The organism is uncultured Ruegeria sp. (assembly GCF_947489545.1).
GTDB lineage: Bacteria > Pseudomonadota > Alphaproteobacteria > Rhodobacterales > Rhodobacteraceae > Ruegeria.
Genome location: NZ_CANLDZ010000016.1, coordinates 106,525 through 126,939, shown reverse-complemented (window position 1 = coordinate 126,939; position 20,415 = coordinate 106,525). Strand labels below are relative to the sequence as shown.

At 55.6% G+C, this 20,415-nt stretch carries 17 protein-coding genes and 1 pseudogene; 9 read left to right on the top strand and 9 right to left on the bottom strand.

Annotation, left to right across the window (positions count from 1 at the left end; translation table 11 throughout):
• Positions 1-75 precede the first annotated feature (75 nt).
• Positions 76-1,458, top strand: coding sequence for an aldehyde dehydrogenase family protein (locus tag Q1B13_RS19495; protein ID WP_299083163.1), 1,383 nt, complete (start codon positions 76-78; stop codon positions 1,456-1,458).
• 67 nt (positions 1,459-1,525) lie between these two features.
• Positions 1,526-2,671: an iron-containing alcohol dehydrogenase gene (locus Q1B13_RS19490; protein ID WP_299083162.1), complete on the top strand. Its 1,146-nt coding sequence runs from the start codon at positions 1,526-1,528 to the stop codon at positions 2,669-2,671.
• Positions 2,672-2,739: 68 nt separating this feature from the next.
• Here Q1B13_RS19490 and Q1B13_RS19485 read toward each other — a convergent pair whose 3' ends face one another.
• Both Q1B13_RS19485 and Q1B13_RS19480 read right to left on the bottom strand, forming a co-directional pair.
• Positions 2,740-3,972: an HlyD family secretion protein gene (locus Q1B13_RS19485; protein WP_299083160.1), complete on the bottom strand. Its 1,233-nt coding sequence runs from the start codon at positions 3,970-3,972 to the stop codon at positions 2,740-2,742.
• 3 nt (positions 3,973-3,975) lie between these two features.
• Entirely contained in the window at positions 3,976-4,368 is a 393-nt protein-coding gene (locus Q1B13_RS19480) for a hypothetical protein (protein WP_299083178.1), read from the bottom strand.
• Between the two features lie 198 nt (positions 4,369-4,566).
• On the opposite strand from Q1B13_RS19480, the gene Q1B13_RS19475 reads away from it, so the two are divergent.
• Together Q1B13_RS19475 and Q1B13_RS19470 are read left to right on the top strand one after the other, a co-directional pair.
• Complete coding sequence (locus Q1B13_RS19475) at positions 4,567-5,640, top strand: FAD-binding oxidoreductase (RefSeq protein ID WP_299083159.1); 1,074 nt, start codon at positions 4,567-4,569, stop codon at positions 5,638-5,640.
• Positions 5,637-6,287 (top strand): DUF938 domain-containing protein, encoded by a 651-nt coding sequence (locus Q1B13_RS19470; RefSeq protein WP_299083158.1) that lies wholly within the window; start codon positions 5,637-5,639, stop codon positions 6,285-6,287. Before Q1B13_RS19475 ends, Q1B13_RS19470 begins: the two co-directional genes overlap by 4 nt.
• 42 nt (positions 6,288-6,329) lie before the next feature.
• On the opposite strand, the gene Q1B13_RS19465 is transcribed toward Q1B13_RS19470, so the two are convergent.
• The 6 genes from Q1B13_RS19465 to Q1B13_RS19440 all read right to left on the bottom strand — a co-directional run bounded on the left by Q1B13_RS19465 (position 6,330) and on the right by Q1B13_RS19440 (position 14,639).
• Complete coding sequence (locus tag Q1B13_RS19465; protein WP_299083157.1) at positions 6,330-8,837, bottom strand: FAD-dependent oxidoreductase; 2,508 nt, start codon at positions 8,835-8,837, stop codon at positions 6,330-6,332.
• 142 nt (positions 8,838-8,979) lie between these two features.
• Complete coding sequence (locus Q1B13_RS19460; protein WP_299083156.1) at positions 8,980-9,972, bottom strand: hypothetical protein; 993 nt, start codon at positions 9,970-9,972, stop codon at positions 8,980-8,982.
• Positions 9,973-10,066: 94 nt separating this feature from the next.
• Positions 10,067-11,470 carry an FAD-linked oxidase C-terminal domain-containing protein gene (locus Q1B13_RS19455; RefSeq protein ID WP_299083155.1) on the bottom strand — a complete coding sequence of 468 codons (1,404 nt, stop codon included), beginning with the start codon at positions 11,468-11,470 and terminating at the stop codon, positions 10,067-10,069.
• A gap of 93 nt (positions 11,471-11,563) precedes the next feature.
• Positions 11,564-13,357 carry a gamma-glutamyltransferase gene (ggt, locus tag Q1B13_RS19450; protein WP_299083154.1) on the bottom strand — a complete coding sequence of 598 codons (1,794 nt, stop codon included), beginning with the start codon at positions 13,355-13,357 and terminating at the stop codon, positions 11,564-11,566.
• A 113-nt stretch (positions 13,358-13,470) separates the two neighbouring features.
• A complete protein-coding gene (locus Q1B13_RS19445) occupies positions 13,471-13,872 on the bottom strand; it encodes a GFA family protein (protein WP_298934600.1) in 402 nt (133 codons plus the stop codon).
• 101 nt (positions 13,873-13,973) lie between these two features.
• The gene (locus Q1B13_RS19440; RefSeq protein WP_299800265.1) at positions 13,974-14,639 is read right to left on the bottom strand and encodes a hypothetical protein; all 666 of its coding nucleotides are present in this window, start codon (positions 14,637-14,639) and stop codon (positions 13,974-13,976) included.
• A gap of 901 nt (positions 14,640-15,540) precedes the next feature.
• Between Q1B13_RS19440 and Q1B13_RS19435 the strand changes: the two genes are divergently transcribed.
• The 5 genes from Q1B13_RS19435 to Q1B13_RS19415 are packed head-to-tail and all read left to right on the top strand — an operon-like array spanning position 15,541 to position 19,277.
• Complete coding sequence (locus Q1B13_RS19435; RefSeq protein ID WP_299083151.1) at positions 15,541-15,909, top strand: hypothetical protein; 369 nt, start codon at positions 15,541-15,543, stop codon at positions 15,907-15,909.
• A 39-nt stretch (positions 15,910-15,948) separates the two neighbouring features.
• Complete coding sequence (locus Q1B13_RS19430; protein ID WP_299083150.1) at positions 15,949-16,782, top strand: hypothetical protein; 834 nt, start codon at positions 15,949-15,951, stop codon at positions 16,780-16,782.
• Positions 16,779-17,345, top strand: coding sequence for a hypothetical protein (locus Q1B13_RS19425; RefSeq protein ID WP_299083148.1), 567 nt, complete (start codon positions 16,779-16,781; stop codon positions 17,343-17,345). The genes Q1B13_RS19430 and Q1B13_RS19425 overlap by 4 nt, the downstream gene beginning before the upstream one ends.
• On the top strand, positions 17,287-17,802 hold the full coding sequence (locus tag Q1B13_RS19420; RefSeq protein WP_299083146.1) for a hypothetical protein: 516 nt from the start codon (positions 17,287-17,289) through the stop codon (positions 17,800-17,802). The genes Q1B13_RS19425 and Q1B13_RS19420 overlap by 59 nt, the downstream gene beginning before the upstream one ends.
• Before the next feature lie 38 nt (positions 17,803-17,840).
• Positions 17,841-19,277 carry a hypothetical protein gene (locus Q1B13_RS19415; protein WP_299083144.1) on the top strand — a complete coding sequence of 479 codons (1,437 nt, stop codon included), beginning with the start codon at positions 17,841-17,843 and terminating at the stop codon, positions 19,275-19,277.
• Between the two features lie 312 nt (positions 19,278-19,589).
• On the opposite strand, the pseudogene Q1B13_RS19410 reads toward Q1B13_RS19415, so the two are convergent.
• A pseudogene (locus Q1B13_RS19410) lies at positions 19,590-20,161 on the bottom strand (arginase family protein).
• Positions 20,162-20,415: the final 254 nt, after the last annotated feature.

Genomic DNA, 20,415 nt, shown 5'->3' with positions numbered 1-20,415 from the left:
CAGCCCCTCGCGCACCCCGGGATATTTATGACCAGATGAAGCAGGGTTCTGTTTCAGTTTGAATATGGAGAGACCATGGGTCAGATGTTGAGATGCATCTCACCGATCGACGGATCGGTTTTTGCAGAGCGTGAGGTCTTATCACGAGATGCAGCGTTTGAGGTTGCGGCGCGTTCTCGGGTCGCGCAACGGAACTGGATGGCGCGGCCGCTCCAGGAACGCATTGATCTTGTAATGGCGGGTGTCGCTGCTGTTGGGGCAATAAATGACGAAATCGTGCCAGAACTGGCCCATATGATGGGACGTCCTGTTCGGTACGGCGGTGAGTTCGGCGGCTTCAATGAGCGTGCCAGCCACATGGCAGAGATTGCTGAGACTTCGCTGGCGGATATCGCAGTGGGCGAGGACGAGACCTTTAAACGTTACATTAAGCGTATTCCCCACGGCGTGGTTTTTGTCGTGGCGCCGTGGAATTACCCTTACATGACGGCGATCAACACCGTGGCACCAGCGTTGATTGCCGGGAACACGGTTGTTCTGAAACATGCCACGCAAACGCTGTTGGTGGGCGAGCGTATGGCACAGGCCTTCCGTTCGGCGGGTGTGCCGCAGGATGTGTTTCAGAACGTATTTCTGTCTCATGACATGACCAATGATCTGATCGCAGGCAACGCGTTTGACTTTGTGAACTTTACTGGATCAGTCGGTGGTGGTCAGGCGATGGAGCGCGCCGCCGCTGGCACCTTCACCGGGGTCGGGACCGAATTGGGTGGCAAGGACCCGGGCTATGTCATGGAGGATGCCGATCTGGATGCGGCGGTCGACACGTTGATCGATGGGGCGATGTTCAACTCGGGCCAGTGTTGTTGTGGGATCGAACGGATCTATGTGCATGAGAGCCTGTATGATGACTTTGTCACCAGGGCTGTTGCGATTGTGAAAGGATACAAGCTGGGCAATCCGCTGGACAGCGACACAACGATCGGCCCGATGGCCAATGTGCGCTTTGCCGACGAGGTGCGGGCGCAGATTTCTGAGGCCATCGCGGCAGGTGCAGTCGCACATATCGAGACGTTCCCCGAGGATGACGGCGGCGCCTATCTGACGCCGCAAATCCTGACCAACGTGACCCACGATATGCGAGTGATGCGGGATGAGAGCTTTGGGCCTGTGGTTGGCATCATGAAGGTAGCCTCGGATGAAGAGGCAATCGCATTGATGAATGACAGCGAGTTTGGCCTGACCGCCAGCCTGTGGACCAGCGACGTGGATCGTGTAGCGTATGTTGGTGATGCAATCGAGACCGGCACCGTGTTCATGAACCGGGCCGATTATCTGGATCCCGGTCTGTGCTGGACCGGCTGCAAGAACACAGGGCGTGGCGGTGGCTTGTCCGCGATCGGCTATCACAATCTGACGCGTCCCAAATCCTACCACTTGAAAAAGGTCATCAGCTAAGAGCGACCTGCCTGCCACGGAAAGACCCCCTCGCCGGGGCAGGCCTTAATGATGAAGGAAATCTGACATGACACTTGTTGGAAATTGGTCCTATCCCACCGCGATTAAGTTCGGTGCAGGACGTATCAAGGAGCTACCCGAGGCTTGTTCAGCGGCTGGGATGAAGAGCCCCCTGCTGGTGACCGACAAAGGGCTGGCCGATCTGCCGATCACTTTGACGACACTGGATATCCTGGAAGCTGCGGGTTTGGGCCGGGGCTTGTTCAGCGATGTGGACCCTAACCCCAATGAAAAGAACCTCGAGACTGGCGTTGCAGCGTACAATGAGGGCGGCCATGACGGCGTGATCGCCTTTGGAGGCGGCTCGGGCCTGGATCTGGGCAAGATGGTCGCCTTTATGGCGGGACAGAATCGACCAGTCTGGGACTTTGAAGATATCGGGGATTGGTGGACCCGCGCAGATGCAGATGTGATTGCTCCGATCATTGCTGTGCCAACCACTGCAGGAACGGGATCTGAAGTCGGTCGCGCCAGTGTCATCACCAATTCCGCGACCCATGCCAAGAAAATCATTTTTCACCCCAAGGTGTTACCAACGGTCGTGATCTGTGATCCTGAACTGACCGTAGGCATGCCGAGATTCATCACCGCAGGCACCGGGTTGGACGCGTTTGCCCACTGCGTCGAGGCGTTCTCGAGCCCGCATTATCATCCGATGAGTCAGGGCATTGCGCTGGAAGGCATGCGTTTGGTCAAAGAATACCTGCCGCGCGCTTATGCCGACGGCACCGATATCGAGGCGCGCGCGCAGATGATGAGTGCAGCAGCTATGGGCGCTACCGCTTTTCAAAAGGGTCTTGGTGCGATCCATGCGATGAGCCACCCTGTCGGGGCTGTATTCAACACCCATCACGGCACAACCAATGCCGTTTGCATGCCATCTGTGCTGGAATTCAACGCTCCTGTTATTGCGGGCAGGTTCGACACAGTGGCCGCATATCTGGGAATAGAGGGCGGCTTTGAAGGGTTCCGAGCCTTTGCACAAGATCTCAATGACGGTCTGGGCATCCCCCGGCGATTGTCAGACCTGGGCGTCACCGAAACCTCGATCCCAGAGCTCGTACAGGGCGCATTGGTCGACCCGTCTTGCGGCGGCAACCCGATTGAACTGACGGAAGACAACCTGACCGCACTGTTCAAAGCGGCGCTGTAGAGACGTAGGTCGCCAATACCACCACAATTCAAACCCGACCCCGGCTGCAAAGCTGGGGTCGGATTGCGTTAGTGTCCGGTCAATACAAGCGTATTCACAGGCATAAGGATCAAACGCAGGCGCAGCCCCGCCGCATGGACAACGCCAATTGTGTCGACCACATGCAGGAAAGCGGATTCCCAAAAGCCAAGGTCCTCGTGTTCGAGCCTTTCGTGGTTGTCGGTGTAGACATTCGCCAAGCAATTGCTGCCCGGAGGAATGTCCTCGGCCATGCTTTCGTACAAAGGTTCCATATACACAAGGATCGAGCCAGGCACCTTGTTGGCCTGTACATCGCGCAATTCATCCGATGGCCGAATTTGTCCTGACGGGATCACGTCCTGTACCTCGACCACAACCATAGGGATGACGGTGAAAGGCTTGGTCATGCAGCCCAATTCGCCAATCATTCCGAGTTTGATGACCTGCGCAGAGAGCTGGTTAAATGCAGCCTGAAATCTGTTGTGCCCAGAGGATGACGGCACCAGAATACCCGCGGGACGCAGCAACGGGCTGACGTAATCCCCCACTTGCAACCCGAACTGTTCGATCCGCCCAGTCACACCAGCGCTGATGACCGTCTTGTCAAGCTCAGTCAGGGCGGCATCCAGCTGCGCGTTTGCGCTCGCCAGTTGCGCCGGGATCAGTTCTTCGATCTGCTGAACCACGGCAGCCCGCTTTGATTCAGAGGCTACGACCTGCGCCTCACGTTCAGCCACGAGGTTTTCAAGCCGGTCGATTTCAGCCAAACGCACCGCGCTCGAACCCTCATCGCGCAGCGTGGTGTTGCGCTCCAGATCCTCTAGCGATTGCGCCAACGCGGCGCGCGCCCCGGCGATCCCGGCATCTGCTTCGGCCAGATCTGTTTCAGCCACTTTCAACGAGGCCTGAACCTGCGCGATCTGAGCATGTGCGGCTTCGACCTGTGCGGTCTGGGTGAAATCCTCGATCCGGAAAATCGGCTGTCCTGCGGTTACCAATTCGTTGTTGCGAACATAAACCTCGGACACCCGCCCGCCCAGTTGCGGCAGGATCGTGACAGTGCGGAAATACGACGCAGCGGTTTTGGATGCAGGATGAAAGTAAAACAGCGTGGTGATCACTGTCAGCGCCAGAATGGCACAGGTGGTCAACCCCCATCGCAATTCATACCACATGGTAAACAGGGTGATTTCATGCCCGATCCGTTTGCCCTGAACATAGCGGCGGAACAGATAGTCTGGCAGCACGGTAATCAGCGCGCACATCATTGTTTCAAGCATATCTTACTGCTCCTGCGGCGCGGTGGGTTCGGAGTATTCTGCCGCCGTATCCTCGACCACCGGGTCGGGTGTACGTTGCGGGGCTAAGGATCGGATCGCATCGGCAATCGATCGCAACGGCGCGGCAAAATCAGGGAACTGGAAACCGGCGACAAGAATAGCAGCCACCCAGAACAGCCCGTTATGGGTAAACAACGCCAGCAGCGCCAGAATGCCCACCAGCTGGAATTGCGGGTGATTGGATTCATGTGCGATTCTTTCCGGAATCGAATGCAGGGTGAAATACGCCACACCGATCAAAATAATCAATGCAACAGTGAAAACGACCATGAATGTGAATAGAAAATCACTTCCGTCCGCTTGAACCACGTAGGACGGAATGTGTCCTGTGGCCATTGGGTGCAGTTCTGCGGTGCTCACCCTATCCTCCTGCTAATGCTTTCTCCTTGTTTGGATGGGTTGCTAGTCAAATTCAAGCCTGCTTATAGTTTCCGAGGCGCGTAGTAGGTCCTTCCAAACCTAGCAAGGTCCAACTACGCATCTCACCTGCCGCTAGGAACACCGGAGCAGAACCAGTTGGTATTGAAGTAAAACATGATTGATTTTCTGATTGTCGGCGGCGGCATCGCCGGACTAAGCGCTGGAGCGCGCCTGTCAGAGCATGGATCTGTAACAGTTCTCGAAGCCGAAGACGTATTGGGCTATCACGCCTCGGGTCGGTCTGCGGCCCTGTTCGAAGAAAGCTATGGCCCGTCTTCGGTCGTTGCGCTTAACAAAGCTGGGGCTCAGTATTTGCGATCCGAAAACGGCGGATACCTGACACCGCGCGGGTTGATGCTGGTCGGTGCCAATCATCAGTCGGAAGTCTTCGAGGCCGATTGTGCAGACCTGAACATGCAACGCCTGTCAGTGGATCAAGCCCTCTCGCGGGTTCCGATCCTTAACACGGATATCGTCGGATTTGCCGCTATCAGCGAGGGTGCATTCGACATTGATACAGACCGACTGCTGCAGGATTTCGCACGGGTCATACGCCGAAACGGCGGCGCTGTTCTGACCAAATGTGAAGTGACCCGGATACAAAAAGCCGCCCATTGGACGGTCGAAGCCGGACAGGTGTTCGAAGCCCGTCATCTGATCAACGCAGCCGGAGCTTGGGCGGATGAAATCGCGGCGTTGGCTGGTGTACCGCCCATCGGCATAACACCTCGCCGCCGATCAATGGCCCGCATCCCTGCCCCGGGTGGGCACGACGTTTCGACTTGGCCTATGATGCTGGGCACTGGTGAGACATGGTATGCAAAACCGGACGCTGGCAAACTGCTGGTGTCACCATCCGAGGCTGATCCGGTTACACCGCACGACGCCTTTGCCGACGATATGGTACTGGCGGAAGGTCTTGCCAGATACGAGGAACTTATGACCGAACAGGTGACACGCGTGGAAAGCAATTGGGCTGGATTGCGTAGTTTCGCCCCCGACGGCACTCTGGTGCTTGGCCCTGATCCCTCGGAGCCCTCGTTTGTCTGGTCAGCGGGACAAGGGGGGTACGGATTTCAAACTGCACCCGCGGCGTCTCAGCTTTTGGCCGATCTGGTCACAGGGGACCAGCCGCAGATTGATCAGCGTTTCATCTCGCTCCTTACTCCGGAACGGTTAAACAGATGATCAAACGCACCCTTCCCCCTTCAGCTAGCGTCGCGTCCGCAGCAGATGACGGCAAAATGGTTGCACCGGCCGCAACCCGGAATACAGGTGCTTTATGTGAGCTAATAAGCGCCCATGCCCCACAGCGGGGCAGAGCGCTTGAGATCGCAAGCGGCACAGGCCAACACGTTTGTGCTTTTGCTGAACATCGACCTGATCTGACTTGGCAACCCACAGAAATCGATCCTGATCGCCGCGCCAGCATCGACGCTTATGCAAGTATCCTGCCCAATGTGGCTGCAGCAGCCGAACTGAACGCCACTTCACCGGGATGGCATTCACGGGTTTCGCAGCAGGACCTGATCATATTGGTCAACCTGTTGCATCTGATTGGCTGGGAGGAAACGGAAGTCCTTGTCGCTGAAGTCGCCAAGGCGCTGGCACCGGGTGGCCGTTTCATCTTGTACGGCCCCTTCAAACGCGCAGGGCAACTCACCAGCGAAGGCGACAAACGGTTTCATGATGCTCTGACCCAGCAAGACCCTGAGATCGGGTACAAGAATGACAACGGCATCACCGAGTTGTTCTTGTCTTGCAGTCTGGAACTGCTCGACATCATCGAAATGCCTGCCAACAATTTGGCTTTTGTCGCAAAAAAGCCCGCCTAAGCGGGCTTTGTTTGATTTGCGTTGGTTGCCAGCTGAGGCAAACTAGCCGTCCTTACGAATGACCTCGTTTTTCGGATCGTAGGGGCTGTCGCAGGTCACGACCGCTTCCCACAGTTTGTCCTGCATTTTAACCTTCAACTTGGTGCCTTCGACGGCCAGATCAGGCGTGACGTAACCCATGCCGATGGACTTCTCAAAAGCCACCGAATAGCCACCCGATGTCAAACGGCCCACACGCTCACCTTCTGGAGTGTAGAGCACCTCGCGGCCCCACGGGTCGGCATCGTCCGGCCCGTCGATCAACAAAGTGCAACACTTCACGCGCACGCCGGTTTCGACCATCTTATCCTTGCCGTGGAATTCTTTGTTCAGATCGACAAAGCGCGGCAGGTCGGCCTCCAACGGGTTTGCATCGCGACCCAATTCGGTACCGAATGCGCGATAGGACTTCTCCTGGCGCAGCCAGTTTTGCGCGCGGGCGCCAACCAGCTTCATGCCGTGCTTCTCGCCCGCTTTCTCTAGCAGGTCGAACAGGTAGTTCTGCATCTCCATCGGGTGATGCAATTCCCAACCCAATTCACCGGTATAGGCCACACGGATCGCGTTGACAGGGCACATGCCCAGTTCGATCTGACGGGCCGACAGCCAGGGGAAGCGTTTATTTGACAGCGCGGTTTCGGGATCGGCGTCTTTGATGACCTCTTTCAGAACATCACGCGATTTGGGACCGGCGATGGCAAAGACGCCCCACTGGGTGGTCACGTCCTGGATTTCGACATAGCCGAACTCATCCATCTTGTCTTCGGCCGCCTTACGCAGGAAGTCAGCATCGTATTCGGTCCATGCGCCGGCAGAGACGATGTAGTAGCTGTTCTCACCGGTGCGAACGATGGTGTATTCGGTGCGCGTGGTGCCATGTGCAGTTAGCGCATAAGTCAGGTTGATACGGCCGACCTTGGGCAGTTTGTTGCAGGTGAACCAATCCAGGAATTGGGTCGCACCGGGGCCTTTGATGACATGCTTGGTGAACGCGGTCGCGTCGATCAGACCGACACCTTCACGGATCGCTTTGGCCTCTTCGACGGCATATTGCCACCAGCCTCCGCGACGGAAAGATCGCGCGTCATGGTCGAAGTTTTCAGGCGCATCAAGCGGCCCGTAGTAGTTCGGTCGTTCCCAACCGTTGACCCATCCGAACTGCGCGCCGCGTGCCTTCTGGCGATCGAACGCAGGAGCGGTCCGCAGAGGCCGCGCTGCCGGTCGCTCTTCGTCGGGGTGGTGCAGGATGTAGACATGGTCGTAGCACTCTTCGTTCTTGCGGGCCGCGAATTCGGTGGTCATCCAGTTGCTGGAATACCGTTTGGGGTCCAGCGAGGCCATGTCGATCTCGGCTTCGCCATCGACCATCATCTGCGCCAGATAATAGCCGGTGCCGCCTGCTGCGGTGATCCCGAATGAGAAACCCTCGGCCAGCCACATATTGCGCAGTCCGGGAGCGGGGCCAACCAGCGGGTTGCCGTCTGGCGTGTAGCAGATCGGGCCGTTGAAATCGTCCTTCAGACCGCTTTCCTCGCAGGACGGAACGCGGTGTATCATGGCCATATACTGCTCTTCGATCCGCTCTAGATCCAGCGGGAACAGATCAGCGCGGAAACTGTCAGGCACACCATATTCAAAGCAGGCGGGCGCGTTCTTTTCATAGACACCCAGAATCCAGCCGCCGCGTTCTTCGCGGACATATGATTGCGCATCCGCATCACGGATGACGGGATGCTCATCGCCTCCATTGGCGCGGTATTCAACCAGCGCCGGGTCTTTGTCCATGACAATGAACTGATGCTCGACGGGGATCGCAGGCATCTTGATGCCCAGCATTTTGGCAGTGCGCTGCGCGTGGTTACCCGAGGCCGTCACGACATGCTCAGCCGTGATCACAACCTGCTCGTCGCCGGGCACAAGATTACCGCCCTGCTCGACCATCTTGGTGCAAGTGACTTCCCAATGGGTGCCGTTCCAATGAAAGGCGTCGGCCTGCACCTTGCGCACAATGTCGGCACCATGCTGGCGCGCGCCCTTGGCCATCGCCTGTGTCACATCCGCCGGGTTAATGTAGCCATCGGTGTTGTGATATATCGCGCCCTTCAGGTCTTCGGTATTGATCAGCGGCCAGCGGGCCTTGATCTCATCCGGTGTCAGCCATTCGTAGGGCACGCCGCACGTCTCAGCCGTTGAGGCGTACAGCATGTATTCGTCCATACGCTCTTGCGTCTGCGCCATACGCAGGTTGCCAACAACGGCAAAACCGGCGTTCAGGCCGGTTTCTTCTTCCAACTGCTTGTAGAAATCGACCGAGTATTTGTGGATGTGGGTCGTCGCATAGGACATGTTGAACAACGGCAGCAGACCCGCCGCGTGCCATGTCGAGCCAGAGGTCAACTCATCCCTTTCGATCAGCATCACGTCATCCCAGCCCGCTTTTGCCAGGTGATAGGCAATCGAAGTTCCGATGGCGCCGCCGCCAACAACCAGTGCTTTGACTTGGGTTTTCATAACCGGGCGTCTCCCCTTGAATTCAGCTGACACCATATGGCGCAGTTGCGAAGACAATCGCGACATTCATCCGACCAGTGATATGAAAAAAACGACCCACATATCAAATGCGGGTCGTAAATCAGCCTTACTTGAGCGTGTATCAGTCGTCGGAGCGGCAGAGCTTTCTCGTTCCAACTGTCTTGCAGGTCAGCTTGCCGCCTTCTGTCGCGGGCGCTTGTTGAGACCTGTCATTCTCCATAATCAGAATTAATGCGCTCCGATAAGTCGTCTGTATAAGGGCGTCATAGTCGGGAACGTCGTCACCAGTTGCGTCCAATGTCGCGCCCGGGGCGATATTTTCGACAAACGAGTTGATAAGCTGCGCCGCCTCATCCGAGTTCAAGTTGCGTTCCTTCGCGGACTCGGCCCGCAGTTGAACCATCGCCGTGCGCAGCACCATCATCTGCGCCGCCAGCGCGACCTCATTTTCCGGTTGAACTTGCACATCTGTCCCGACGGTTGGGACCGGCGTATTCAATATCTCATTCAAGCCGTCATAGTTTATCGCACCCAGCAAGGCCCGCACCGAGGCGTCCGATGCGACCGCCCGCACCCTGATCTGTATTTCGTCGTCAAAACCGATCCAACCATCAAACACCCTGAAGGCTGACGCCTCTTGCCAGGATGGAAACTCCATCTCTGCGAAACCAACGCCACCCGAAACAGCAAAGCCCTCATACTCCTGCTGATACGCTATTTCACTCGCTGAAACCTCGGCCATTCCACTCAAAACACCTTTGGATTTTAGCAAGTCATTTCGAAAGGCTTCGATCCAAATGATCTCGTCATCCTTGGCGTAGATCCATCCACGCGCCGCTGCTTGTGTCGCTTCCGGTCCCGAAGTTCCCGTCCACAGCGGTGCGTTGTCCCCTTCAGCCAGAGCGCGGCGAGACCAGCCATCCGGGGCATCTGGCAAGAATGCTCTGGTTTCGGCGGCGATCACCTCATCTCCGAACACTCGGGACGAGACAGAGTTGAGGTAGCTTTCTAGGCTAAGCCCCCCTTCCGACTTCTTGTGCTGCTGGTGATAATCCAGCCCTGCGATGACAAGGCCACAAATGGCTGCCAGTCCAGCAAGATACTTAGCGCTCATAGATTCCCATCCGTAGTGGTTTGCACCGAAATCAACTTAGAAAACGGTCGTTTTGAAGGCGCAAAACGGACAGGAGTTGGAAACCGTCTTTCATTCAGTCAGACAGGATTTTTCCGGGGTTCATAATGTTGTCGGGATCCAGTGCCGCCTTAATCGCTGCCATGTACTGTGTGGCTGCCCCAAGTTCCTTGATCAGGTAGGGGCGTTTCCCCTGCCCGATACCGTGTTCACCCGTGCATGTGCCTTCCATCGAAATGGCCAGATCGTTTAGCCATCCCACAAACTCATTGGCCTTGGCGATTTCATCTGCATTTTCCATATCGATAAGCGGCAGTGTGTGGAAGTTTCCGTCACCCACATGCCCCACAATCGGAGCGATCAGCCCCAGTTCCGTTGCCTTGTCCTGAGCGGCGCCGACGGCTTCGGCCAGCCGAGAGATCGGCACGCAGACATCCGTAGACATCCCATGCGCGTCAGGGCGCAACTGAAGACTGGCCCAATACATGTCGTGGCGCGCCTGCCAAAGCTTGTTTCGTTCCTCTGTCGAGGACGTGGCCGCAAAATCCGCGCCCCCAAATTCCTGTGCAATCTGACCAAAGGTCTCCGCTTGTTCCGCGGCACCAGACTCGGATCCGTGAAATTCAAGCAGCAGCAGAGGTGTTTCAGGCAATGTCAGACCAGAATAGGCATTGGCAGCCTTGACCGACATTTCATCCAACAACTCGATACGCGCCACCGGAATCCCATACTGGATTGTCATCATTACGGCCTGACATGCGGCATCAACGGTCGGGAAAGAACACCGTGCTGAACTGATCGCCTCAGGGATACCGTGCAGGCGCAAGGTCAACTCGGTGATTATGCCCAGCGTTCCTTCGGCGCCGATCATCAACCGGGCCAGATCGTATCCGGCCGAGGATTTTCTGGCGCGGCGCCCGGTTCGGATAACCTGCCCGTCCGGCATAACCGCTTCAAGGCTGAGCACATTGTCTTTCATGGTTCCGTAACGTACAGCATTGGTGCCGGACGCCCGGGTCGCGGCCATGCCACCCAACGATGCATTGGCGCCGGGATCGATGGGAAAGAACAGGCCCTGATCGCGCAGGTGTGTGTTCAGATCCTCACGCGTGACGCCGGGCTGCACCACACAATCCAGATCTTCAGAATGCACTGCAAGAACCCGATTCATTTCGGTCAGATCAACCGATATTCCTCCCGCTGGCGCATTTACATGTCCTTCAAGCGATGTGCCTGTGCCAAAGGCGATAACCGGCACCTTATGGGCAGCACAGGTTTTGACAATGTCTGACACTTCTTCGGTCGTGTGCGCAAAAACCACGGCGTCAGGTCTTTGGTTTTCTATCCACGTGGTAGTGTGGCCATGCTGTTCCCGAATGGCGGCACCGGTCTGCAACCGGTCACCGAAGCGTTGCTTCAGAATACCAATTGCAGCTTCGATCCCGGACTCGTTTCGCGGCAAAGCGGTCGCTTGCACCATGATGATCCCCCCTTGCCCGCATGGATGGCGAGCCTTTCAATGCATGACTAAAAGGCCCGCTGCCTTGGGGCAATACCCACAAGTTGGGGTGTCTTACTCGCCCAGCGCAATTCCTTCGCGCCTTGGATCTGCACCACCGCTCAACCCATCCCCGATTTCGATGGCGTGCAGACCCGAGGTCAAGTCGCGTGGATTCACCTCGAAACCGATCTCGATCAGGGCGTCCGCATATCCTTCCGCGGCGGTGCCAAGTTCCACATCATAGGTACCAAACCGATTCACCAGATGCGGCAGCGATACTGCTTGTTGCACATCCATATCCCAATCCGCCCAAGCGATGATTGACTTTGCGACATAGCCGATGATGCGGCTGCCACCCGGTGACCCGATGGCCAGAACCGGCGCACCGTCCCGCATCACGATGGTCGGGCTCATAGACGACCGCGGGCGTTTGCCCGGCTCAAGCCGATTGGCAATAGGCACACCGTCGCGATGTGTTCTAAACGAGAAATCGGTCATCTCGTTGTTCAGTAAGAATCCGTTGGTCATCAGGCGTGAACCGAACCCGTTTTCTATGGTCGTCGTCATCGACAACACGTTGCCATAGGCATCCACGATCGAGATATGCGAGGTCGAAGGCAGCTCAAACGAAGCATCGTCTGCCCAGTTCAGCGCATGATCGAATTCAGGATTGCCGGGGGTCACTTCGGCCAACGCGCCTTCAGCATTCAGCAATTCTGCCCGCCCGGACAGGTAGTCCGGATCAACCAGACCCGTGGTCGGCATGGGCACAAAGTCGCTGTCGGCCATGTAACGCCCCCGGTCCGCAAACGCGAGGCGAGATGCTTCACCGATCAGCCGCCAAGTTTCGGCACTTTCAGGCCCCATCGCGTCCAGATCATAGCTGTTCAGCATGCCAAGTATCTGCCCGACGGTCAGCGCACCGGACGACGGCGGACCCATGCCACAGACTTCGTAGACGCGATAAGCGGCACAGACGGCGTCGCGCTCGATGATCTGGTACAGCGCCAGATCCGTCCCCGAAAGAACACCAGGATTGCCGGGTGCGGTTCGAACCGTAGTGACAATTCCAGACGCAATTTCTCCGCCATAGAACCCCGCGGATCCATCGGCAGCCAGTGTGCGCAACGTGTCCGCATAATCCGGGTTCACCAGCCGCTGGCCTTGCTGTAGCGGTTCACCGCCGGGCAGGAAATACGCGGCTGTTGCAGGGAAGCGCGACAGCCTCTCTGCGTCGTTTTCAACCAGGCTGGCCAGCCGAGGTGAAACCAGAAAACCTTCGTCAGCCAGTCGGATGCCATCGGAGAACAGACTTGGCCACGGGGACCGACCCCACCGGCGATGCGCCTCTTCCAACAGCGCAGGTGTGCCAGGCGTGCCGACGGACAAACCGCCAACAACAGCATCGAAGAAAGCCAGCGGTTCGCCATCATCGTCCTGAAACAGGGTCGGGGTCGCAGCCAAAGGTGCGGTTTCCCGTCCATCCAACGTGGTCAGTTGCCCGCTGGCCGCGTCGTACCAGACAAGGAATGCGCCACCGCCCAAGCCTGAAGACTGCGGTTCGACCAATCCAAGCACAACCTGGACAGCGACCATGGCATCCGCAGCCGACCCTCCTGCCCGCAAAACCTTAGCCCCGGCTTCGACCGCCAATGGGTTGGCCGCCGCCACCATCCAGTCATCGGATACGACAGGAACACCTGCTGCCTTTGCCTCGAGCGCTGCAATGACTTCTTCCGTCACCGCATGAACCTGCCCCTCCGATGCACCTTCAGGTGAGACCGCATCCGCAGTTTCCTGGCCCAAAACGGGTGTCGCAAAGGCAATGGCAGAAAGTAGTAGTCCTGAAAGTCGACCAATATGCATCCTAATCCTCCGATTCAATCTTTGGGTTCAACGATGTACGGGAACCGCCTGTTGGACAATCTCAACTAGGAGACGAAGAGTTCCATGGCGAGATCTCGCCGTACGGATAAGCGTTACTGTTCCTGTTCTTCGCTGCGCCCGGTTGCATCGCGGTCTCGTTCATACTGCTTCATAAAGGCGAACGCGGGCAACCACGACTCTCGTCTGACAGTCCAAATTTCGTAAGTCGGCCTCAGTTGGTTGGGCGCGTCAAGACATCCAAGGTGTATTTCGACTTCGGCCCCGGTTCGGGCAAACACAGACGATCCGCATGTGGGACAAAAATACCGCCCGGCATAACTGTGCGAGGTTCCGGTGATTTCCACAGCACCCTCGGGAAACACCGCAGCCGCATAAAACACCGCGCCATGATGTTTGCGACAATCAAGGCAGTGACAAAGCCCTACGCGATACGGTTGCCCCGTTGCTTTGACCCGCAGTTTGCCACAGCGGCATCCACCTTCGAACGTATTCAATCAATAGCTCCTTATTGTGAACATTCGAGTGTCTGCGATGAGCCCAAATTGACCATCACAGGGCGTATGGATTGCGCCTGTTTATCTTAGACAGGCCTGCTCTAATTCGGTAACCCAACTGCGATTGCTTTCGCCCTAGCAAGTGAAGAGGCAACAATCTTGTCAAACTCTACTACCGCATCTGGACTAACTTCATTGTCGTCATAGTCTGCAGCAATAAGCTGATCATGAAACGTCTGAATCATCTCCGTTTGATGAAGCAGGTCTCTTTGTGTGCAAAACATGTCCCATGACGGATTGGGAGATTGGAAATTTGCACACGCGCCAGCCCCGTCTCTAATCGTTTCTGACGCTACTGCAGCATAATAGAAACTGCGCCCAAACCTCCGGTTTTTGACCTCTGCTTCACTATACAACAACAAGAGCTCGACCCACGCATAGTAACCGACCCTAAATGGAAAAGTCTCATCATATTCGAAGACTATGTCGATATTACTGCCGAGCTCCTCGAACCCAGAACAACTCAAACGTATTCGCTTTTGCTGAGAATCTTCAGTGTTTGTAGATGGAACTAGAACAACTTCTGAGCTCATTTCTAGCGCAGCATGATATGGGAATGCGATGATCTTACCGTCTTCATCGAATGGGTTTTCCCCAAACTGGTAAGGCGTTTCGACGCACCCACGGTACTCATCAGGAACACTAAAGGCTAACCCGTCGTTAGCAACGGCGGGTGAAGTCAAGGAGCTTGCTAGGCCTACGCTCATTGCTAACAGAGATGTTCTCGTAAGGATTTGATTCACCTAAATGCTTCCAATTCCAAGTCGCCTCAACTTTGTGCCGCGTCTTGGAGCTAACATCAACCTCAGCTCTACTGTTGAGTGCATGCTTATCAAGGTCGGCTTTGTCCGCGTTGCTGACCTTGATGCCGCCTGAATCGACTCGATGGTCTACCGAAACCATCAGATGACCGCTTTGAGCCCAAACTTACATACGGGCACTAACGCAGACTGCGTTCTCTCTTTCGCCCATTTCGGCTATCGTATCGTCTGGGAACGTTTGTCTGTTCACTATTAACAAACAAAAGCGCTTTTAGGCCTTGGCTAGCGGGCATTTCGTTGATTTGCTCGACGACACAGGCCCTGGGAACCTTGCTTTCGTTGTTCACAAGAAAGCTGCATTCTAATAGCCGATTTGAAATGTACGCCCCTACGAACTTTCTGTCGTTGGCTGACCACCTTGGGTTTTCCGACTTTTTTTCAATGGCGTAATTGTACCAACGCTTGGCCGCCAAGGGCTCTCCGCAAAACAGGCAAGCGTCCGCGAGCAAGATTAGCCCCCTTACATCATCGCCGGCTTTCGAAACTAGAGCGGTCGCTAGATTGCGGCCTTTCAGGAATTGGCCAGAACTCAATGCCTGCCTAACTCTAACCAACGATATGTGGGTATACAGTTCTTTGAACACAGTTTACGTCTCAGCGAGCTAGCAAAGTTGCGAAATCACCTTTTGGTAGAGTACCAACTTCCTGCTCCAAAACCAACGACAGCTTTAGTCCGCAAAGCGGGCGTTCGAACTGTGGTCCAAGCATTATCGTTAACCAAACGCTTACTAACGCGGATGCGGACACGCTGATTAGGGTGACGATCGAAAAACTTCAGGTGGGCGGAATGACCGCTGCCGAGATTTTTAGCCAGCTTGTTTTGATCCCTCTGCGGGAATTGCAGCAGGACATCACGAAGCCTCTTTTTATCCTCGTCGATGCGCTAGACGAAGGCCTGGGTGTCCACGGAGGCACCTCCATTTCGGACCTGCTATTTGCCCTGGGAACAGTGCCATCGAACTTGAAAAACATCATCACGTCACGCGACACCGGCGACCTCGTGCAGCTCTCGCAGAGACAGGGTGCGAAGATCGCGGATATCTCCAATGCCGAGACAGCGATACGAGATTTAATAAACCAAGAACTGAAGCTATCGAAGAAATCCGGGGCGAAGGACACCACGAAAGCCATGATCCGGCCGGTCCGGTACGTATAGAAGGGAAACTTCCTAGTAGCGCGCTTTGCCAGTGAGTGGGTGCAGGAGCGAGGCGCCGACAGCGCCGCATGGTCCTCCGAAGAAATGCCGTCGGGCCTTGGCAGTTTCTATCTGGATTCGCTGAACCGATCGATCCGGGTTGATCCCTCTGATTGGGGCAATTTCGCAGTTCCGGTGCTCGGCCTTTTGAGTGTCGCACACCGCCCGCTGACCATTGACGAGTTGGCAACCATCAGTGGGCTGGAACGGTATCACGTGCAGATGGTCGTGGAAATCTATCGCCAGTTTCTGAATGTCGATAGCGGGTCAAGCAAGCGCGAAAAGCAACTTCGTTTTTTCCATGCTAGCTTTCCGGAATTCCTTCAAAACGAAGGTTTGTCGGGCCGATCTTTCCTACCTGCGACGGACCAACACCTACGCATATACGAGAGGCTTGAAGAGGCGCTCGAAAGTGGCAGCTGGTTGGACGTGAGCCCATACCTTGTGTTGCACGCCATTCCGCACACGCTTGAGGCCTTTGGAGACAAGTGTGAGCCATTTCTGGAAAAGATCGTATCGCATGACTTTCTGATGGCGCGGGTGGCGCAAGACCCGCATGATTTGCGCCTTCTTCAGGATCTCAGCACATGTATCGCGATGTCGCGCGACCGAGCAGATGTCAAAGCGACGATCGAATGGGCATCAATCCGAGCGCTCATCCTACAATCCTATATCGACCAGATTCACTCTGATGCTCTTACAGTGCTTGCCGCAAGCGGTGAGCACCAGGAGGCAGTCCGGCTGCTACTGGTGCAAATGTTGGACCTGGGGCTGGATGGGTCAGGAAGCATGGAGTCGTCGCGGCCGGATGCGTTTTTTCGGATCTGGGGTTGATCGCACAGGCGCAGGATATCGACAGGATACTCGCCGATTTGCCTGAGACGATCCGCCGAGATTCGCCGCATTCGATCATAAATAGCCTAGCAACACGCGATGCACATGGCGCTGCAGAGATTCTTGGCAAATTCCGTGGCGATAAAGAACAGCCATACTACCTCAGCGACGACTCTGTCCGCGCCTTCTCAAATCACCCCGAGACACGACATGTGTCCAATGCTGCCGCGAATGTCGGAGAAAAATACGAGGCCGAAAAGGCTTTCGGACGGGCGGCATACGATCTTCAGAGCGCATTAGCTGATCTTGCTGACGTAAGTGGTTTCACCCAGGATTGCGGCGGCACGCGCATGTACCTCCAACCCAAGGACCTGGCTTACCAGGCAGCTGCCTGGTATGTGCAGCAAAATCCCCCGAACGCAAAGACTGTGCCCGACCTATTCCGCGAAAAACTTGCGACTGACCCCTCAATTTTTGCTGTGGCGCTCGCACTGGAAGTCGCGATTGCAGACCCCGCGCGCGGGCGTCGAAGCTCTCAACTCCATCGAACTTGGCACAAATAGCTGGTTGCGTTTCACGGCGGCGACGTTGATGCATGCGGCCATAGAAGATGAAACAGTACGTTCGAAGCTTGCAGCCCGTATGGTCCCAGGATCGAACACGGAAATGTCCCACATGCTGGTTCGGTCGCTTGTGGCGCTCACGGATGCGTTCGATACGCTCAGGCTTCGGAGCTCGTCTTGTTCCAATGAGAACTTCCAACGCATTTTCCGGTGGGTATTTAACAACCTCAAAGATGCCGACGCCATCGAATTCAAGTACCAGGCCGCCGAAAGCCTTGGCAGGGCGGCGGGGAATCTGGCGCCCATTATGGCTTCAGAGTTTTATGATTTTCAAAGGAGTATTGGTCTTCGCACAGTTTGTTATCAAATGTTTGCTCTGGACTGGCTGAAGGTTTCGCTTCGCGATCACTTGGCGATTACCTTAAGTTTTCGGCCACTGGCAAATTCAAGGAAATAAATACCCACGCCGCTAAGGTCGGCGCTGCGCAGGTCCGCGTGGCTCGCGATCCGCGCTCGGCCATCGGGATATTAGACTCGGTTGATCCTCGGTATTCCCGCACACGCGGTGCGATTGCCCGCAAGGTTGCGATCGGAATGGCGCAAGCAGGTGATGTCGAAGCTGCTACAAGAATTCAGTCAAAAGTGAGCATGCTGCATGAAAACGCCATCTATCTTGCGTTTTTGCGATCTCTTGATGCTTCACCAGCCCCAGCTGAAACGAATTGGCCCATGCCGGTGCAATTGTTAAAGTCCTCGCCGCATGACGCACGCATCGTGGACGAAGGGTTTGTCAACGACGTTGTCGCAGAAATGCGCAGCCTGCCCGACAATATCGGCACAAATATGAATGGTATCCACATTTTTAGAAGGGATGTGGTTGGCCTAGCTGCGGAAACAGTGGGAACGGTCAATCCCGTTGACGACTATGTTCTAAGGCACGAAACCTTGCATATGCTGGGGCTCGAAACTCTGGCGCGCAGGGTCTTGGATGCAAGTGAAGTTTTGCCGTTCCCGGAAACAGCCGCAGAATTCATGACCGACATGAGCAACCGGATCGACGGATTTCACAATCTTGGCACCAAGCTACGTGTCATTGCGAGCTTTGCGCTTCATCTGAATGAGGACGATGCAAAAACTTACGTCAATCTGGTGTCCGGTCTCGATGAATTTGATCGCAGCATTGTTCAATTGCTGATTGATGTGCGCCGCGCACCAAATCAGGCGTTGGAGGAGTTGCGGGATTGGGATCCGAGCAAATTTGCCACGATGATGGCCGCGCCAACAGCGGTGAGCTACATCTCGAATGCAGACCCGTTTGGGGCGCTCCGGTCAGTTCATGCCTTCCACGTCGAACTCGCAGCCAAAATGTTAGATGCCATTGTAGAAACTTGCCCATTAGACGATTGGAAAGGCATTGTTGATGCAATTATTCAATGGAAGCGTGCGGGCGGAATTCCCGGCCCGCGCCGTATTACACTGGCGGAAGATGCAATCCGGTATTTGGTGCGACGTACGGCACGGCGTGAACCGGTCGCATCCGTTAGCGTTGCTAGCGAACTGGAATATGTAGCGAATGTCGCGATGAAAGAGGTTGTGATTTCCGCATGCTGCTGCGCGGAAATGGCAGATGACGCGTTTATTGCTCTCTGCGACAGCGCCGCGCAGATTAGAGATGACGACTATCGAGAGGAAGTGTTCCGACATTTGCTATTCGCGGCTGCTGGACACCCTATGGACAACGGGGCATTGCGGCTCTGCCAGGCGGTTGCAGCATTCTCAGGTGATAGCAACAGCACATACATTAACAGCGTCGAGGCAGTATTGGCAGCATGGCGCGGTGAGTCCTCGGCCTTCGATGACGAAGTTCGAGAACTCAGCAAGTTGCTTAAAGGACTGTTTGCCGACCAAAGAACAGAAACGAACGCGCGCTAGCGCTGAGATTGTGTCGTAAAACTCCGGAAAGGTTGGGATCAGCCTTTGCTTTGAGGCAGCTATCCAGCGAGCCCGGCAAATAGCCTAAAACCTGAGGTCGCGGCGCTGGGGAATGCGGCTTCGGGCTCTTGTTCACTTCCCGAATACCTGCCGCATCGAATACGCTTTTGAAAGCTACTCTTGAAGCGCTCAATAGGTCTATAAAAACTCATATGAAAAGTTCTATCCTTGATATGAGAACCTTCTTGGGAGAAGGTGAGAGGTGTAAACGATTGATATATATACTAGTTACCCAGCACAAATCTAAAGTCTTCATCGGTTTTTGGAGCAGATTATCGTGGACACACCAACCCAGGCAGTTCCGCCGCTAGGATCGATAGGAGGGGATACCTTCACGAAATCCGCACCTGCGATATTCACCCCTGCCAGACCGCGCACAAGCTGCTGAGCCTCGCGCGTCGAGAAGCCACCAATTTCCGACGTGCCTGTCCCGGGGCAAATGACGGATCGATGCAATCGATATCAAAACTGACATATGTGCTGGTATAGTCAACGTTGCGGTGCGCCTCCGACATCACGTCGTCAATCCACCTGTCCAGAACCTCTTCCATCGTGATGATACGGACACCCTGCCCCAGCCCCCATTCGACGTCTGCCCCGTCGCATGTTGTGCCTCGAATGCCAATCTGAATGACCCGCGTGGGATTCAGCAGCCCCTCTTCAATCGCCCTACGGAACGGGGTGCCATGGGTTATCTTGCAGCCACCAAAATACTCATCAAACAGGTCTGTATGAGCGTCCAAGTGGATCACGTTCAACGGGCTTTTCTCAGAGAGCGCCCGTAAGATGGGGAGCGAAATCAGATTTTCGCCGCCGACGGTCATCGGTTTGATTCCAAGATCACACAGCTGGCGCGGACCGTGCCGGCCGCCTAGCCGGTTCGTCGTCCCGCCATCCCGGGGCACCCCAACAATACCGATGTCGACCTGATGGATGCGTTCTTCATCCACTCCGATTGCCAGCGAACACATGAATGTCGGGTGCCCGGCAAATCTCGGGAACTCTGATGCCTAGACAGGCCGAAATGATAATTGCTCATTCATCGCAGGTTTTCCTCCTTGCTTTTCCATTCGTCTTC